Here is a 17,140-nt window from a genome sequence, read left to right as displayed (position 1 = left end):
ACGTGAAAAGGAGCAACCTAGCGATGATACAGGCAAAATGGATCGACCAAGCTTTATTTGAACCCGCATTTATCAATGGCACCTGGCTCGTTCACAGTGTGTTTCAGCATAGTTTCAATCTGCAAGATCCTCGTCAGGATCAGCTGATCTGTGTCTCTAAACAAGCGGCTCGCGTGCCCAAAGGGATGATTTTAGCTGCCGACGATTATGCAGCGTTGGCGACCGACTTGCTTGCTGGTACCACTCTTTTGGTTCAGCAACGAGTGATCCATTTTCCGCATCATCGTCTGTCTTTTCAAAAGGCAGCCATGTTTACAACCACCTTCCCAGCTGGCACAGCCCCATTTGATCGAGAACTGTTTTGGTCAACCCTCCAACATGTCACGGAAAAGACGGGGATTCAAGAAGCTGTTTCACAAACCATCAGCAGCAATCATCCGTTTTATGACGCAATCGATCAGCTATGCACGCCTTCATTTAAAGAACAACGGCAAGCAGTCGCTTATTTAGTCGGACGGGGTGTCGGATTGACCCCCACAGGCGATGATATGCTAGTTGGTCATTTGCTGGCTCGCCGAGTGATGGGGCAAGAAGATACCCGCTTGGTGGCTTATCTACAAAGAAGGCTGTTGACAGTCAATGATTTGACGACTGACGTCAGTAAACATTATCTTCTGCATGCGTTGACAGGCGCATTCAATCAATCGGCGTTATCCTTGACCAGGTGTACCGATTCAGCGGCTTTTTACCAAGTAATCAAAGAGATACTAGCGATCGGTCATACCTCGGGGGCTGACTTTTTGGCAGGGTTTGCTCGCAGTATCAATCAATTTCAAAACAATAGAAATGAGGAATTCATATGGCAAAACGAGTGGTCATCGCTCTAGGGGGCAATGCAATTTTAAAACCGAATCAACCAGCGACCGTAGAGACACAGCTTGCAAATATCCAGTTAAGTGCAGAACAGATCGCTAAAATCGAGAAACTTGACCATCAAATCGTTGTGACGCATGGCAATGGGCCGCAAGTCGGCAATATTTTACGACAAAATGAAGAAGCCAAAGAAGTCGTGCCGCCTTTTCCACTGGATGTCTGCAATGCAGAGTCACAAGGCTTTATCGGTTATTTGATGGAGCAAAGCATCAAAAATAAAATCGATCAAGAAGAACTGACCAGCAATGTCGTGACCTTATTGACTCAAGTGGAAGTGGCAGCGGATGATCCCGCGTTTGAAAAGCCAACGAAGCCGATCGGCTTGTTCTACTCAGAAGAAGAAGCAAAAACAATGGCTGAGGAAAAACATTGGGTTATGGAAGAAGATGCTGGACGTGGGTACCGTCGCGTCGTGCCATCCCCACAACCTGTGACGATCCACGGCGTGGAATCAATGGTTCATTTATTGAATCAAAATACCATCGTGATCGCTGGTGGCGGCGGTGGGATTCCAGTCGTAAAACAAGCGGAAGGCTTGAAAGGGATCGAAGCAGTCATCGATAAAGACCGAACTGGGAAAAAATTGGCAGAACAAGTGGATGCCGATGTATTTATGATGCTGACCGACGTCAGCAACGTTTATATCAATTACGGAACACCGGAGCAAGAAAAATTAACGGGGTTATCCGTAAGTGAAGCGCAAGCATATTTTGATGCGGGGCATTTTGCAGAAGGCAGTATGGGGCCGAAAATGGAAGCAGCGATTGCGTTTGCCAAGCAAGGAAAGACGGCAATCATCTGCTCATTGGAAGAAGCAGACTTAGCATTGTTAGGTGAAGCAGGCACAAGGATCGCTGGGTAACACCAGCGATCCAACTGCTTGATTCGCCTATTAGTCGCCTTCTTCGGACAGCTCAAGGGCTAAGCGCAGATCCAGGCTAATGCTAGGATCATGCACGTTTTTTCCTAGTAGCTTTTGGCACTGTTCGATGCGGTATTTGATCGTATTGCGATGAACGAACAAGGCTTTGGCGGTGCGGGTGATCTCACATTGATAATCCAAGTAAGCCCGTAAGGTTTTGCGCAATTCGATGGTGGCATCTTCTTGCGGAAACGCCAATTCTTTGAGGATCGTGCGGCAGAAATAATGGATATCTTCAGGGCTCATTTTTTCAAATAGACTCCGCATTCCCCGTTGATGGTAGAAAGAGACGATGGGAGAATCATGTTGGCCTCTTCGTTCTTCATAAGCAGTCTTTGCTTCAATGTAGGAGCTGGCTAAATCATTGATGCTTTCACAGACACTCCCTACACCAAAGGCCATTCGAAAAGGCAACCGATTGGTCAAAGCATTGGCGGTCTCAATCAAATGGTCTTCTAAGGCATCACACTTATGCTGCACGAAAATCGCAAAGTGATTGCTGCCCTTTAAGCGAAAGAGACAAACATCTTTGATGCGATAAGGCAGTTGTTCACTAAACCACTGATAGACCAAGTCACTTTCTTCTTTTAGGTATTTGTCTTTGCCTTTGGTTTCTTTGGTTGGTTCGCAGGCACCATAGATGACACGATAATGGCGGGCTTTGACCAACCCATAAGTTTTTCCGAGATCTAACCAATCCTTTTGTTCTTGCTTGGTCGATTGCTGGTATTCGATCATTCGTGTTAAAAAGTCACTTTTTAAATCTTCAAAAGATTCTTGCACTTTTTGGTTTTTGTAGAGCATAAACGACAAGACCAATGCTGCTTGTTCCAGCGCAAAATCCGAGACAGGATAAGGAATCGCCTCAGGATTCAAAATGACTAAATAATGGGGGAAATAAGTGGAGGTTTCAATGGCATAATAAGAAATTTGTGACGTTTTTTCATGAAGATCTTTGATAGGGATTGCCCCGCTTTTTTCACCAGTAAAAACCCCTTTCGTTTGTCCTAATTGATGGATGTAATACTCCGCGGGTTTTGACATGCGGGTGAAATGCTTGGAGTGGGCAATCACTTGTTTAAAAGGATTCAACAAAATGATCGGTGTATTGACCATTTGGCCAAAATCAGCGATAAAGCGAGCGATGCTGACATCCTTCATCAAGGAAGCAGAGAACCGTTTTTGAATGTCTAATGCATAACTCAGCTGCTCGGTTTTGGTGTTCCATAGCAAATTCAAAAGCTGGTGCATCAAACGCCCCAGCGGCATCGTGGCAGGTACTTCTACGATGGGGAAACCCAAGCTATCGGCGTAGGCGATGACTTCAGGATCGATGACATCCAAAAAACGACCAATCTTGATGCCTAATCCAGCGGCATTTTTGGCTACGAGAGAATCGATCAGCTCTAGAAGCGCTCCTTGATTATCTTTATAAACCATCGCCGTGCTTAAGATAAAGGTATGCTCAGGAATATAGTGGGCGATATCGGGGGTCTCGGTGATTTCGATACTGTCGACGGGAATTTCCGCAGTCAGGGGATCTGTCAATAAACGCAAATTGGAAAAGCGTGGTATAGCAAGCAATTCAGCAACTAACTTCATAGAGAAACTCCTTTTGGAATTGAACAAAACAAACAAAAACATGTCCTTTTTTAGCTTTATTGTACAACAAACTTGGAAACGTTGACAAGGCGTTGGACAGTGAAATCAAAAAGAGAAATGAGGGAAAAAGATGTATAAAGAGTTAACGATCGCACAACGTACGATCATGACACCTGGGCCTGTAGAAGCCCATCCAGCTGTTCTACAAGCAATGACCAATCGCATTTTGGGGCAGTTTGATCCGAATTTTTTGGCGATCATGGATGAGGTCAAAGAAATGATCAAACAACCGTTTGGAACCAAAAATAAAGAGGCATTTGCCATTGATGGGACTTCCCGAGCTGGTTTAGAAGCGGCGCTGATCGCTTTGATCGAACCAGGGGACAAAGTCTTGATCCCCGCCTATGGGCGCTTTGCTTTCTTACTTGGAGAAATCTGTGAACGTGCCCAAGCGCAAGTCAAATATGTAGAAAAAGAATGGACGGCTCCTTTTGCACCCGCAGAGGTCATCAAAGAAATCGACGCATTTCAACCCAAGATCGTGGCGATGGTCCACGGGGAAACTGCCAATGGGCAAATGCAGCCGTTAGCAGAAATCGGGCAGTATTGTCGCGCAAAAGATATTTTCTTTGTCGTTGACATGGTGGCGACTTATGGTGGCGTGGCCCTGTCAGTCGATGATTGGTGTGTCGATTTGGCAATTGCCGGTACACAGAAGTGTTTAAGTGTGCCGTCTGGTCTTTCATTAGTGACCTACAACGATCGAGTCGAAGCCGTCCTTAATGCCCGTTACCAAAAAGAATTAGGCTTGAGCAAAACGGATCGAAACAAGCGGTACATTATGAGTAATTACTTGGATTTGAGTCAATTGCAACGCTACTGGAACAAAGAGCGAATCAACCATCACACAGAAGCGACGAGTATGATCTATGCGCTTCATGAAGGATTACGGATGTTGCTAAACGAAGGCCTCGATGCAGCCTATCAACGTCATTTGACGAATGAAGGGGCGTTGGTCGCTGGACTGGAGGCAATGGGGCTTTCGATTTATGGCGAAAAAGCAACCAAAATGCCGACAGTTACCCCCATCTTTATTCCAGAAGGTGTTGATGGCGAAGCTGTCCGAGAAGAGATGCTTCACTCCTTTGGTGTAGAGATCGCTAGTTCATTTGGTGATCTAAAAGGAAAAATCTGGCGGATTGGAAATATGGGCTACAGCAGCCGCAAAGAAAATATTTTACATGTCCTAGCCGCGTTAGAAGGGGCACTATTGTACCAGCAAGCACCAATTTCTGCCGGCAAAGCGCTCATCGCTGCGTTAAATTACTACCAAAAAACGACTTAAAATTTTAGCACAAATGCACAACGACTGAAAGCGCTTTGTGAAAAATGACAAATGCAATAGTCGGCAAAAAAACGTACACTAAGACTATCTTAAAGCGCTTTCGTTGGCGTGCTTCACAAACTTTACTTGTGTAACTGATGGAGGGAAAAAAATGGAAATCAATAAAGAACGTGGTGGGCTTGCCTACTGGAAACAAATTATTATCTTAATGTGTTCAGGCTGGGTCACTATCTGGATTTATCGCGCTGCGTTATCACCGGTCTATCCGCAAATCAATGAGTCACTTGGCGGCAATATTTCTGATACAGCATTAGGATCGATCGCCAGCTTTTACTTTTTCGGCTATGTGATCATGCAGATCCCTGCCGGCTTTTTAGTGGATAAGATTGGGAAGAAAACAGTTCTGCTTCCGGGATTTGTGGTATTTGCACTGGCAGCTTTACTGATTTCACAAGCCTCTTCAATCTCCATGATCTATACCGGTAGCTTTTTAGCAGGGATCGGCTGTGGATCATTTTATGGTTCCGCGTATTCTTTGACCTCACAGAACATTCCGAAAGAAAAGAAGAGCTTCTCAACAGCGATCGTCAATAGTGGTTCTGCCGTTGGGTCAGGGTTTGGGATGATCTTATCAAGCTTTATCGTTATTCAGATGAACATGCCTTGGCAAACAATGATGTATTTATCCGCTTTCTTGATCGTTTGTATGACGATCGCTTTCGCATTGGTGATCCGCAGCAACAAAGAAGACGTAGCTTTCTTGGAGAGTCAAGCAGCAGCTGAAGAAGAAACAACGGATCAGCCGAAAGAAAAAGTTTCCCTTTCGACCTTGTTCTCCCTGCGGATGCTCTTTACGTATGTGTTATATTTTGCGACGTGTTATGCCTACTATATGACGGTTACTTGGTTACCAAACTTCTTAGGAACAGAACGAGGCTTCCAAGGAGTCGCAATCGGCTTCTCTTCTTCATTGGTGGCATTTGCTTCGATTCCTGGGGCCTTGTTCTTTAGCCGCTTGGCAGACAAATACATGCATAAAAAAGTTACCTTTATCGTTATTTTAGAAGTATTAGCGGCGTTGATGTTATTAGTAACGGTGCAAGCAACAAATTCGACCTTCTTAATGATCGCGTTGATCTTGTACGGGTTCCTTGGAAAACTAGCGGTTGAACCAATCATCATTTCTTGGCTAGGGGAAAATGCACCAAAAGTTGGGGTCGGTACGACATTAGGGGTCTTCAACTTTTTCGGCATGATGTCTTCCGTTATCGCACCAACATTGACCGGATCGATCTCGGATGCAACAGGGTCAAAAGTAATGGGCTTTTATATCGCAATTATTTTGTTGATCGGTGGTACATTCTTATTCTTGACTGTAAACTCTAAGAAAACAGCAAAGTAGAAAAGTGAGGAACAACAGATGAAAAAACGATCCTTAAAAATCAGTTTGACCAACCAAATCATGATTGCAACGGTATTGGGGATTTTTTGGGGCGTTTCCTTTCCCGGTTTAGGTGATCAAATGCAGCTAGTCGGGGACTTCTTCTTGCGACTGATTCAAATGTCTGTGGTCGTGTTGGTCATGGGCTCGGTGATTGAAGCGGTGGGGGGACTTGATCCAAAAGAATTAGGTGGGATCGGCGGGAAAGTCTTCCTCTGGTTTACCGGTTCGACCCTCGTCGCCGCTATTTTCGGTCTCTTGTTCGCCTTGATCCTCAAGCCCGGCGCAGGCCTTGACCAGTCGCTGCTGCAAAGTACAGAAACTGCATTAAGTACCAGCAGTATAGAAGAAGTCATCTTGAACTTTGTTCCACTGAACATTATTCAAGCCATGGTGGAGCAGAATATGGTCCAAGTGATTATTTTTTCGCTCTTCTTTGGCCTTGCCTTGAGCTTAATCAAGCATGAAAAAAAGAATCAGCTGTTTCTAGATATGATCGGTAGTTTTAATCATATTTTGTTAAAAATGGTCAGCATGATCATGAAGTTGGCGCCGATCGGGATTTTCGGCCTTGTTGCTTCCTTGGTAGAAGATACCGGCATTCGTGTGTTGGGAATGTTAGCCAGTTTTTTATTGACGTTAGCAGCGGCATCTTTGCTCTTTTTGTTTCTTTGGTTTCTCTTGACGTCGCTCTATTGCAAAGTTTCCTTGTTTCGTTTGATAAAGAATATGTGGCGTCTATCGGTGGTTTCCTTTACGACCACCTCTTCTGCTGTTTCATTGCCGTTTCAAATCGAAGATGGCAAAGAACGATTTGGGATCAGTGATCGAATCAATAAGCTCGTGATGCCTTTAGGCATGACCTTAAATAGCAATGGGCTCTCCTTATTTTTAGCCCTGGCAATCGTAACCGTTGCTCAGGCGTACCAGATCCAATTGAGCTGGGGGGATCTTTTGCAAGTGGTCTTGTTGTCCTCGTTGGCATGCTTGGGAACGATCGTCGTTCCAGGCGGCGGATTAGTCACACTGGCTACGGTTTTACCTATGTTAGGACTGCCTAATGAAAGCATCGCCTTACTGGCAGGGATCGATTGGTTTTCTGGGATGTTTCGGACCCTCTTGAATGTTGACCCTGACGTCACGGTGGCGTTGATCGTTGCTCATGATGAAGGAGAACTGGATCGTGCAATCTTCAATGGTGAAAAAGCCCAGGTCAAATTAGCAGAAAAAATCACCGATGGCGTATAAGACCAATCATTCTTGTGATGAAACTTTACTCTTTTTTGGAAACGTGCTACGATTGATTCGTTGATAGACTAAAGAAGCTTCCTGAAATACCGTAAACGGTAAACAGTAGCGGCTGATTTTCCGCTTGTCATTCAACAGACAAATACGACAAAAAGAGGAGGAAAAAACATGACAGCATCGATGAAATTGTGGATTGACCTTTTGAATAGCTAATTTAAATCTATTTCAAAAGTCTAGGCAATCGTGATTTCAAGGGATGAGTGTCCTCTTTTTTCCAATTTCTTATTAAAATCAGGGTATAGCGGTAGGCTATGCCCTTTTTTTGTGCTTGCGTTTTCCTAGACGGGAAGGACAGACTGATGGAACAATTAAGTGTAAAAATAAACAATCTAATCAAAAATTATGGGGCCAAAGAAGTACTGAACATTGAAGAACTGAGTGCCTATCAAACGGATCGTATCGGGATCGTGGGCGCAAACGGGCAAGGCAAGTCTACCTTGCTGAAGTTGATTGCGGGAGTGGTCGATCCTGATTCAGGAACGATCCAAAAAGAAAATTCGTTTCACTATTTCCCGCAAATCGCTGAGGTGACTGAAAAGACGGAGGCCCTTGACTGGGCGCTGTTCGGTCGTTTTTCGATCCCAACAAATGAATTGGCGACACTAAGCGGCGGGGAGGAGACCAAATACCGGTTGGCACAAACGTTATCTTCCTATCAGTTAGGACTTTTGCTCGATGAGCCAACGACCCACTTGGACCAGCAAGGAATTCAAGTCTTGATTGATGAACTGCAGTATTATTATGGCACCCTGATCGTGGTCAGTCATGATCGGTATCTATTGAATCAGCTGACAACGAAAATCTGGGAAGTCGATCAAGGAAAAGTCACCGAGTATTCTGGTAATTATGACAGTTACCGACAGCAAAAAGAGCAAGCGGCACAGCGTGTTGCCTGGGAGGCTGCGCAGTATCAGCAACAAAAACAGCAGTTGACCCAAGCGATCCAAAAGAAAAAAGAACAAGCGATCAAGAGCAGTCGCATTTCTGAAAAAAAGCGGCAGCAGAACATCCGACCAGACCGTTTGTCGTCATCAAAACAAAAAGACACGGTGCAAAAGTCATTGCAAAAAACAGTCAAAGCCATGGAAAGTCGCTTGGATCAGTTGGAAGAAGTGAAGGGTGTTGCCCGGCAGCAGGTGATTCGTTTTCCGGTAGTCCCTGCAGTGGAGCTGCATAATAAACGACCGATTCGTGGGGAGCAAGTAACCATTCAAAGAGGGGCGAAACGTTTGCTAGACAGCAGCAGTTTCCAGTTTGCTGCCGGGAAGAAAATCGCTATCGTGGGTCCGAACGGTTCGGGAAAGTCGACTTTACTAAAAGAAATCATCGCAGGTGGAGAGGGAATCTATGTATCACCGAAAATCGTCTTTGCGGTCTACGAGCAAATGGGCTATCGAAAAAACAGCACCACACCGCTTTTGACGGAATTGATGGCTCAAACAGACTATCAGGAACCACTGGTCCGCAGTATTTTACACAATCTGGGATTAAGCCAGATTGACGTGATGAAGCCAGTCAATGTGCTAAGCGGCGGGGAAGCGACACGGGTCGAGCTCGCACGCATCTTTACTCAACCTGCCAATGTCTTGATACTTGATGAACCGACGAACTTTATTGATCTACCGACAATCACCGTCTTGGAACAATTGATTCGCAGCTATCGTGGTATGGTTTTGTTCACATCTCACGATCAAGCGTTTATCGATGCCGTCGCGGATGACGTGTGTCTAATCGATCATGGGAAATTAACATTGGTTTCTAGTAACTAGCAGCATTGTCGCTTTTATACCTGTATAGAGAAAAACAGCGCGGGAAAGGAAGCGACCGCCCAACGTTCGATCAACAATCGGCCGTTGAGCGGTCACTACAAAACCCGCGCTGTTTTTTTCGCAATCATCGGTATCGCCTCGCTGTTGCTACATCGCTTAATAAATCTTTTTCGTAAAGTATTTTAAGATCAGGGGAGAGATCAAGGTACTCAACAAGACAACGATCACCAAAGGGGAATACAATGCGGACGAAATCAATTGGTTTTGTTGACCAATCTGTAAAATGATCAATGCCATTTCACCTCGGGAAATCATTCCAGCTCCCACCATCCAAGCACTGTTGTTTGAGAATTTCGCGATTTTCGCCCCGACATAGCCGCCGACCAATTTGGTCATGATCGCGACCACGGTAAAGGCAAGAATAAAGAATAATTGCTCATTTAAGCGGGAAAAATCAACTTCTAAGCCAACGCTGACAAAGAACACCGGAATGAAGACGGCGTAACCTAATGCTTCGACACTGTGTTCCACTTCCTCACGAACCTTCGTTTGACTGACAGCGATCCCTGCGAAGAAGGCACCAATGACCGAGCTTAACCCAACGAGGTCAGCAAGATACGCCATTCCTAAGCAGATGATCAGTGACATGATGATCACCGCGGAATTTGCAAATAGCTTTTCTGCAAGTGCCAATAAGAACGGAGCAATCCATTTCACTAATAGAAAAATCAACACAAAATAAATCAATTCTACCAATAAGGTGACCGGCAGTGGTGTTGCTTGGCTGCTTTCGCCGCCTAAAAAGGAAAGGCTAAGACTCAAAACCAACACGACCAAAATATCATCCACGACGGAAGCACCAAGAATCGTCGACCCTTCTTTCGTATTCACCACATTCAACTCTTTCAATACTTCGACAGAAATACTGACTGAGGTGGCAGCTAATACGATCCCGAAAAAGAACGCTTCTGTGGGACTGCTTTGAAAACCGACCCCCGTGGCATACCCGAAGAGCATAGGGAACACGATCCCCAAAAGGGCAACGAGCATCCCTGGACGAAAATAGCGTTTCAATAAAGAAATATCACTTTCCAATCCCGCTAAAAACATCAGCAAAATAACACCAATCTCTGAAAAATCATGAACCAGAATATCTGGATGGACCCAATTGAGTCCTGCGCCTCCTAATAAAACCCCCGCTAACAACTGCCCGATAACAGCAGGAACGCCCATCCGTCTCGCCAGATGCGAGAAGAGGGTCGTCGTGATTAGGATCAAACACAAAATCCCGACAAAATGCATAAAACCTCATCCTTCTTTCCTATAACATACTCCCCTTTAGTATAGCATTCTCTCTTGAATTGAGCCTGTATCAAGCCTTTTTTTATTAAAAGAGTTTCATTAAACCACACGTTTTTTGAGATAAGGAGGAAGCGAAGGCAATCAGAGTTTTTCTGTGCACTCGTCGAAATAAAAAAACATTATTTTCACTTTACTTGTATCAAATTATTGTTTGAGCCAACGGGCGAGCTGCTGAAACACCATTTGGACTTGCGGCTCCTCGACGTTTTTCAAAAAGTCGTGGGGCAAATCATAGACAGGGACAAATTTGCTTTTAGGCACTTTCTTCAAGCCTTTGCTGTAACGAAAAGGAACTTCCTCATCGGTATTGCTGGCACTGCTGAAAATTGGAGGAAATTGAGCAAGCAGCTCAGGATCAATGGCATAGTCAGAAAGAGCTTCAGCTGTTAGACCATAGATCGTGGTGAGTTCTTGCTGTTGAACCCAATAAACATAAGGCAAATAGCGCTGAAACTGCGGATCATCCCAAACGATCTCGGTTTGATCCAAAGGAGGAACTTGCTCTTTGCTTAAGAGCGGCTGCTGCAAGACTCGTTTGTTTTCAATAAAAGAAAGATCGGTATACCCATAAAAATTGACCAGTTTTTCAGGCAATCTCTGTTGTTCCTTCAGTAATTGCTGGGTCAGCGCCAGCATCAAATAACCGCCAGCTGAGCGTCCGCAGAAACAAAACGGGTTATCTTTAAGCACAGTTGCTTGCAATTCTTGAAAATTTTGCCAGTTCAGCGCCAAAATCTCCGCTAACGAGGAATTGGGCGCCAGTAAATAATCGACTGTGAGGACGCTGTATTGCTGCTCTTGAAATAGTGCGATCAGTGATGCGGGAATGTCTTGGCGGGTTCCATAAACAAAACCGCCGCCGTGAAAGTAAATCACGTATTTCTCCGAAGCAGGATAAAGGGACACCGAAGCACCGGTGGTCAATTGCCATTCTTTTTTCATTTTGCTTGACTCCTTTTCTGAAGCTCTAATAAATAGGTGCCGATCTCGTAATTGACTAATTGGATCGGACTTGTCAGATCGATCTCTAGTAGCTGTTCGATTTTGCTTAGCCGATAACGAATCGTTTTGGCATGAAGAAACAAGGTTTCAGCCGTATTTTTGTAATTGCGATTCGTGATAAAAAAGGTATACAGCGTTTTGAACAGCTCTTCATTTTCTTCCGAGAGTTGATACAGCTTCGGGGGAATGCTTTGCTGCAGCTTTTCCAGTTGGTTCTCCTTGATAAAGGAACTAAAGATACCTAAGTCGCTATAGGCAATGATCGGCGCCAAATAAAACTGCCGATTGAAGCGGATCGCATCCAAACACTCTGGCAGGATCTCTTTGATCTGTTCCTTGCGCAAGACTTCGCTGACCACCAAGCAGCCATGTTCATCGGCTAACAGGGCATCATCAAAATGTGTCTGCAGCATCTGTTTCGTCACCTGATGGGCGATCGATTGGAAATTATAGAGGATCACCAAATAATTGTGGTGTTCAAAAAAGACGTGGGGTGTTTTCAACGCCCGTAGCTTGTGCAAAACGACGGACTTACGCTCCTTATCTTTAAAGCTGTTGGAAGCAAAGGCGATGCCTTGGTAAAAATCGTAGCGATCCAGTTGCGCTTCTTCTAACAAAAGATCCAGCTCAGCCAAATTGCTAGGAGTGTTTTGCAAGATCGCATCGGCAAGATTGTTCATGCGATTGTAGCGCTCTTTCTTCAACAAATACGCCATTTGGAGGCGTTCATAGATGACGTCGATCACATTTTCAATAATCATGACTTTTGCCTCAGGGATCTGCGAATCTTTCTGATAAACGATCAGGGTACATAGATCATTGTAAGGATTGATGATCTCTACTTTGATGGCAGTCACATATTGATTGTTCTCATGAGAAAATAATTCCAAATATTCGTAGTGGTTCTTGGTAAACTCGATGGTCTTCATAGGTTCTTGTTTGGTCACCACGAAATTCTTAAAGGATTGACCGACGGACACATGCACATCTAAATGGGGGATGCGCAAAGAACAAGGCTTTTCGATCAATTGATAGAACTCTTGCATGATCTGATCGAAAGAAGAGTGGTTGCGCTCGACTTTCATGAAGCGCTGGCGAACTTCGTAATAGGTACGCAGCAGCTGGGTTTGGTGATTCAGCAATGGTTCGTAAACCGCTAGCATGATAGCTTCATAGCTGACTTCTTGCTGTACTTTGATCAAAGGGATCTGATAAGCAAAGCTAAGCTCAATCACCCAATCTGGAATCATAGGGATCAAGCGATCCACTTTGATCACTAAACCGCTGACACCGATTTGCTGCATTTTTTCAAAAAAAACACGCAGTTCCTCAGGCGATTGGTCTTTGAAGGCATAAAAAGAAGTCAAAATCAATTGATGGGCTTTGCTCCATTTTTCGATATCCATCGCTTCCAACACCATAACGGAACCAACGGAATTTGTTAAACCAATGGAGCCAGTCAGGACTTTACTTTTTTCAAAAAGCGGCAGTTCAACCAATTCTTTTAATTTCATAAAATGCTCCTTTTTTCTCTTTTGGATAAAAAGTATAGCATTTTTTTAGAACTTTATCCAATGAAAACGCAAACAAGGCTCGTTAGAATGAGAGTATAAGAAAAGGAGGAGAACAAATGCTGCACACAGTAATCTTAAAGAATAACTACCAAGATTCCATTAACTTAATGCTGCTGACGAATACGATCAATGATCTAGGCGATGTCGAAATGAGTCAAATCATGATGGGGACGGATGCAAACAAAGATATATTAAATAACACTGGATTGCTTTCTAAAGAGGCAGAAGGTGCTTCACCCAACGATATGATGATCGTGGTCGATAGCCAAAACGAACAGATCATGGATCAAGTAATGCCAGCGATCGATTCATTTTTAGCTGATCTTTCAGCAAAAGATCAAGGCAAAGAAACGCCAGCGGCGGCTTCATGGCAAGAAGCCTTGAGCGCAATGCCGGATGCCAATGTTGCACTATTTAGTATTCCTGGGGAATATGGTGCTGCCGAGATGGAAAAAGCCTTGAAAAATGAATTGCATGTATTCTCGTTTACGGACAATGTTGCTATCGAAGATGAAGTGCGTTTGAAACAGCTGGCTCATGAAAAAGGCTTATTGATGATGGGGCCAGACTGTGGGACCGGTATTATTTCCAGCATTCCGATTGCCTTCACGAATGTCGTGGCACCAGGAAACATCGGTGTTGTTGGTGCCTCTGGTACGGGGATTCAAGAAGTGACGACGATCATTGACCGATTAGGCGGTGGTGTCGTTCATGCCATCGGGACCGGCGGACGTGACTTAAGCGACAAAGTTGGGGCGATCACTGTCAAAGATGCCATCGTTGCTTTAGAAAATCATGAACCGACAGATGTGATTTGCGTGATCTCGAAACCACCTGCAAAAGAAGTGCGGGATGAAGTCGTTCAATTGCTACAAAGTATCAGCAAACCTGTAGTAGCGATTTTCTTAGGAGAAAAACCAGAAGCCCATGAAGGAAAAGTCTATTTGGCACATACTCTGGAAGAAACAGCGCGCATTGCTGTTGATCTTGCCAATGAAGAACCAGTCAAGGCGAACTATTTTGAACGCGTGGCAACCCCAGATGTGCCCAAGCTCGCTGCCGACAAAGTGGTTAAAGGTCTTTATTCTGGCGGAACATTAGCTGCCGAAGCAGGAATGCTGATCTCAGAAGCCTTGAATCTAGAAGGCCTTGTAAAACAAGAAGGCTATATCTTGCATTCCCACGGCTATGATGTGATCGACCTTGGTGATGATATCTATACCCAAGGCAAACCGCATCCAATGATCGATCCTGAAGTGCGCATCAAAAAAATCGAAGACTATGCGCAAGATGAGCAAACCGGGGTCATTTTATTTGATGTGGTGTTAGGTTACGGCGCACATGCAGATATGGTAGGTGCACTGTTACCAGCCATCGAAGCTGCACAGCAAACAGTCCAAGCAGCTGATCGCACGCTGTACTTTGTTGCTACCGTCTGCGGAACTGAAAAAGATCCGCAAAACTATCAAGAAGCAGTCAACCGTTTGAAAGCAGCTGGCGTCTATGTGGCACCAAGCAATGCTCAAGCAGTGCAATTAGCCCTAGCTTTAAAAGGGGCGACTCTTTCTGAAGCAGACAAAGCGGTCAATGACTATACTGGTAGCAAAGTTGAGGTGCCGACAGTCAGCGAGAAAGTGATGGAGCTGTTGACCACCAAACCACGGATCATCAATGTTGGCTTACAAAGCTTCAATGAATCGATCCTGCAATATGGCGGGAAAACAGAACAATTCAACTGGCGTCCTCGTGCCAACGGCAACAAGAAAATGATCCGTATTTTAGACGCGTTAGAAGAATTTGACGAAAAAATCACAGATGAAAACCAAGCAGTGACGGATAAAATCAAAAATGCCCAACCATTCTTGATCGATGTCGTTCCGGCTAAATCAGTGATCGCTGAATTAAACGAAAGTCAGAAAACCTTGCTGCATGCAGGACCGCCGATCCAATGGTCGGAAATGACGGGACCGATGCAAGGGTCTTGTATCGGCGCTGCCTTGTTTGAACGCTGGGCGAAAGATGAAGACGAAGCCCGCCGCTTACTCGAAAGTGGGGAAGTCCGCTTTATGCCATGTCACCATGTCCAGGCAGTTGGACCAATGGGGGGAATCACTTCTGGGAATATGCCTGTCTTTGTGGTTGAAAACCGCCTTGTCGGCAACAAAGCCTACTGTATTTTGAACGAAGGGATCGGTAAAGTCTTACGATTTGGTGCCTATTCACAAGAAGTCATCGATCGTTTGGATTGGATCAAAGACGTCTTAGGACCAACCATTGCCAAGGCATTAAAACTAACTGAAGAAGGCATCAATTTGAATGTATTGATTGCCCGGTCGATCACAATGGGGGATGAATTCCATCAACGAAATATTGCAGCATCATTGAACTTCTTGAAAGAGATCGCGCCGTTGATCATCCAAACAGAAATCGATGAAAAGCAAAAATATGAAGTGATCAAGTTCTTAGCAGATACCGATCAGTTCTTCTTGAATATCATGATGGCAACCGGCAAAGCCATCGTTGACGGTGCCCGTGTCGATGCCAAAGGAACGATCGTGACCACCATGACGAGAAACGGCGTCAATTTTGGGGTTCGTGTCGCCCAAACAGAAGACCAATGGCATACTGCACCAGTCAATACGCCGAAAGGTTTGTACTTTACTGGGTTTACCGAAGCAGATGGCAATCCTGATATTGGGGACAGTGCCATTACTGAAACCGTCGGTGTCGGAGCAATGGCGATGGTAGCCGCACCAGGTGTAACACGCTTTGTCGGCGCTGGTGGCTTTGAAGATGCGCTAGAAACTTCCAATGAAATGGCAAAAATCTGTTTCGGTCATAATCCGACCTTCTCGATCCCAACATGGGACTTCCAGGGGACTTGTTTGGGGATCGACATCCGGAAAGTCGTTGAAACAGGCATCACCCCAATCATCAATACTGGGATCGCCCATAAAGAAGCAGGTGTCGGTCAAGTCGGTGCAGGGACGGTGCGTGCACCGTTAGGCTGTTTTGAAAATGCCTTGACGGCTTATGCGAAGGATCTGGGGATCGATGTTGACTGAGAAAATCAAAATCAGTGATTATCTAGACCCATTGCAACGATTCGGTCGTACCGGTCGGGTGCATAGCGTGTTTGATCGTTCATTCAATGTGATGATCGGGCAGCAGCTGGTCAATATCAACAACTATCGCAACTATTTGACTGGCTTCGGAGTCTTTTTACCAGATGCATTGTTTGAGCAAGTCCTGCCTTTGATCGAGGTCGGCAATCGCGTGCAAGTCCGAGAGCATGGTCTGACCTTTTACAGCACAAAAGGAACATTTTCTCTTTCATTAGAGGAAAAAGAATTGGTTTCGCTGCAGGTGAAGGAGCTATCCTTCACCTCTGCGGAATTGCAGCTTTTGAAAGAAATCCTGCTTCAACAAAAACTAGAAACCAAGATTGGGTTGCCCGAAGATGAGAAAACCCAAGCAGTGTTTGCGGCATTGCGGCAGCCTGTCTCAGATTGGGAACCAATCATTGCTCACCTGATTGGCCGCGGCAAAGGATTGACACCTAGCGGCGATGATCTTTTAGTTGCCTATCAAGCGATGCTCTATGCCTTGCAGCAGCCGGAAGCTGACGCGTTAGCGCAAGCATTGGCAAAACCGCTGTCTACGACGGATGTCAGCCTTGCTTATATTCAAAGTGCCAGTCAAGGGTATGTCAATTCTCTGATGCTGCAATTATTCAAAGACTTAAAAAAGCAAAACCCACAAGTGATTGAAAAAGATGTGCAGCAGTTGATGTCCGTTGGTCATTCGTCAGGCAAAGATCTTAGTTTTGGGTTGTTGTTAGCGTTGGAGTCATTGTCACTTGAGGAAAAAGAATAGAAATGG

Annotated in this window: 12 protein-coding genes; 8 read left to right on the top strand and 4 right to left on the bottom strand. The window is 45.0% G+C overall.

The features are described 5' to 3' along the window. Positions 1-23: 23 nt before the first annotated feature. Both IGJ12_RS12210 and arcC read left to right on the top strand, forming a co-directional pair. Positions 24-887: a DUF2877 domain-containing protein gene (locus IGJ12_RS12210; RefSeq protein ID WP_034872369.1), complete on the top strand. Its 864-nt coding sequence runs from the start codon at positions 24-26 to the stop codon at positions 885-887. Further along, the gene (gene arcC, locus IGJ12_RS12205) at positions 860-1,795 is read left to right on the top strand and encodes a carbamate kinase (RefSeq protein WP_008379225.1); all 936 of its coding nucleotides are present in this window, start codon (positions 860-862) and stop codon (positions 1,793-1,795) included. Before IGJ12_RS12210 ends, arcC begins: the two co-directional genes overlap by 28 nt. 30 nt (positions 1,796-1,825) lie before the next feature. On the opposite strand, the gene IGJ12_RS12200 is transcribed toward arcC, so the two are convergent. Beyond that, a complete protein-coding gene (locus IGJ12_RS12200) occupies positions 1,826-3,457 on the bottom strand; it encodes a PucR family transcriptional regulator (protein ID WP_087665007.1) in 1,632 nt (543 codons plus the stop codon). A 130-nt stretch (positions 3,458-3,587) separates the two neighbouring features. On the opposite strand from IGJ12_RS12200, the gene IGJ12_RS12195 reads away from it, so the two are divergent. From IGJ12_RS12195 to abc-f, 4 genes are all read left to right on the top strand, one after another. Next, positions 3,588-4,802 (top strand): pyridoxal-phosphate-dependent aminotransferase family protein, encoded by a 1,215-nt coding sequence (locus tag IGJ12_RS12195; RefSeq protein ID WP_429967316.1) that lies wholly within the window; start codon positions 3,588-3,590, stop codon positions 4,800-4,802. A gap of 151 nt (positions 4,803-4,953) precedes the next feature. After that, positions 4,954-6,204 (top strand): MFS transporter, encoded by a 1,251-nt coding sequence (locus tag IGJ12_RS12190; protein WP_005225368.1) that lies wholly within the window; start codon positions 4,954-4,956, stop codon positions 6,202-6,204. Between the two features lie 18 nt (positions 6,205-6,222). Continuing rightward, positions 6,223-7,491: a dicarboxylate/amino acid:cation symporter gene (locus tag IGJ12_RS12185; RefSeq protein ID WP_429967315.1), complete on the top strand. Its 1,269-nt coding sequence runs from the start codon at positions 6,223-6,225 to the stop codon at positions 7,489-7,491. Positions 7,492-7,850: 359 nt separating this feature from the next. Continuing rightward, positions 7,851-9,320: a ribosomal protection-like ABC-F family protein gene (gene abc-f, locus IGJ12_RS12180; protein WP_429967314.1), complete on the top strand. Its 1,470-nt coding sequence runs from the start codon at positions 7,851-7,853 to the stop codon at positions 9,318-9,320. 156 nt (positions 9,321-9,476) lie between these two features. On the opposite strand, the gene IGJ12_RS12175 is transcribed toward abc-f, so the two are convergent. The 3 genes from IGJ12_RS12175 to IGJ12_RS12165 form a co-directional block, all read right to left on the bottom strand. Beyond that, complete coding sequence (locus IGJ12_RS12175; protein ID WP_005234488.1) at positions 9,477-10,622, bottom strand: cation:proton antiporter; 1,146 nt, start codon at positions 10,620-10,622, stop codon at positions 9,477-9,479. 204 nt (positions 10,623-10,826) lie between these two features. Further along, a complete protein-coding gene (locus IGJ12_RS12170; protein ID WP_430619076.1) occupies positions 10,827-11,624 on the bottom strand; it encodes an alpha/beta hydrolase in 798 nt (265 codons plus the stop codon). Continuing rightward, the gene (locus IGJ12_RS12165; RefSeq protein ID WP_008379210.1) at positions 11,621-13,198 is read right to left on the bottom strand and encodes a PucR family transcriptional regulator; all 1,578 of its coding nucleotides are present in this window, start codon (positions 13,196-13,198) and stop codon (positions 11,621-11,623) included. The genes IGJ12_RS12170 and IGJ12_RS12165 overlap by 4 nt, the downstream gene beginning before the upstream one ends. 116 nt (positions 13,199-13,314) lie before the next feature. Between IGJ12_RS12165 and fdrA the strand changes: the two genes are divergently transcribed. Then, positions 13,315-16,323 (top strand): acyl-CoA synthetase FdrA, encoded by a 3,009-nt coding sequence (gene fdrA, locus IGJ12_RS12160; protein WP_430619075.1) that lies wholly within the window; start codon positions 13,315-13,317, stop codon positions 16,321-16,323. Further along, positions 16,313-17,134, top strand: a complete 822-nt coding sequence (locus IGJ12_RS12155; RefSeq protein ID WP_061054456.1) for a DUF2877 domain-containing protein — start codon at positions 16,313-16,315, stop codon at positions 17,132-17,134. Before fdrA ends, IGJ12_RS12155 begins: the two co-directional genes overlap by 11 nt. Positions 17,135-17,140: the final 6 nt, after the last annotated feature.

Origin of the sequence: Enterococcus sp. DIV0802b (genome assembly GCF_050543535.1) — a bacterium.
GTDB lineage: Bacteria > Bacillota > Bacilli > Lactobacillales > Enterococcaceae > Enterococcus_D > Enterococcus_D entomosocium.
This window is presented reverse-complemented; position numbering and strand designations above follow the sequence as displayed.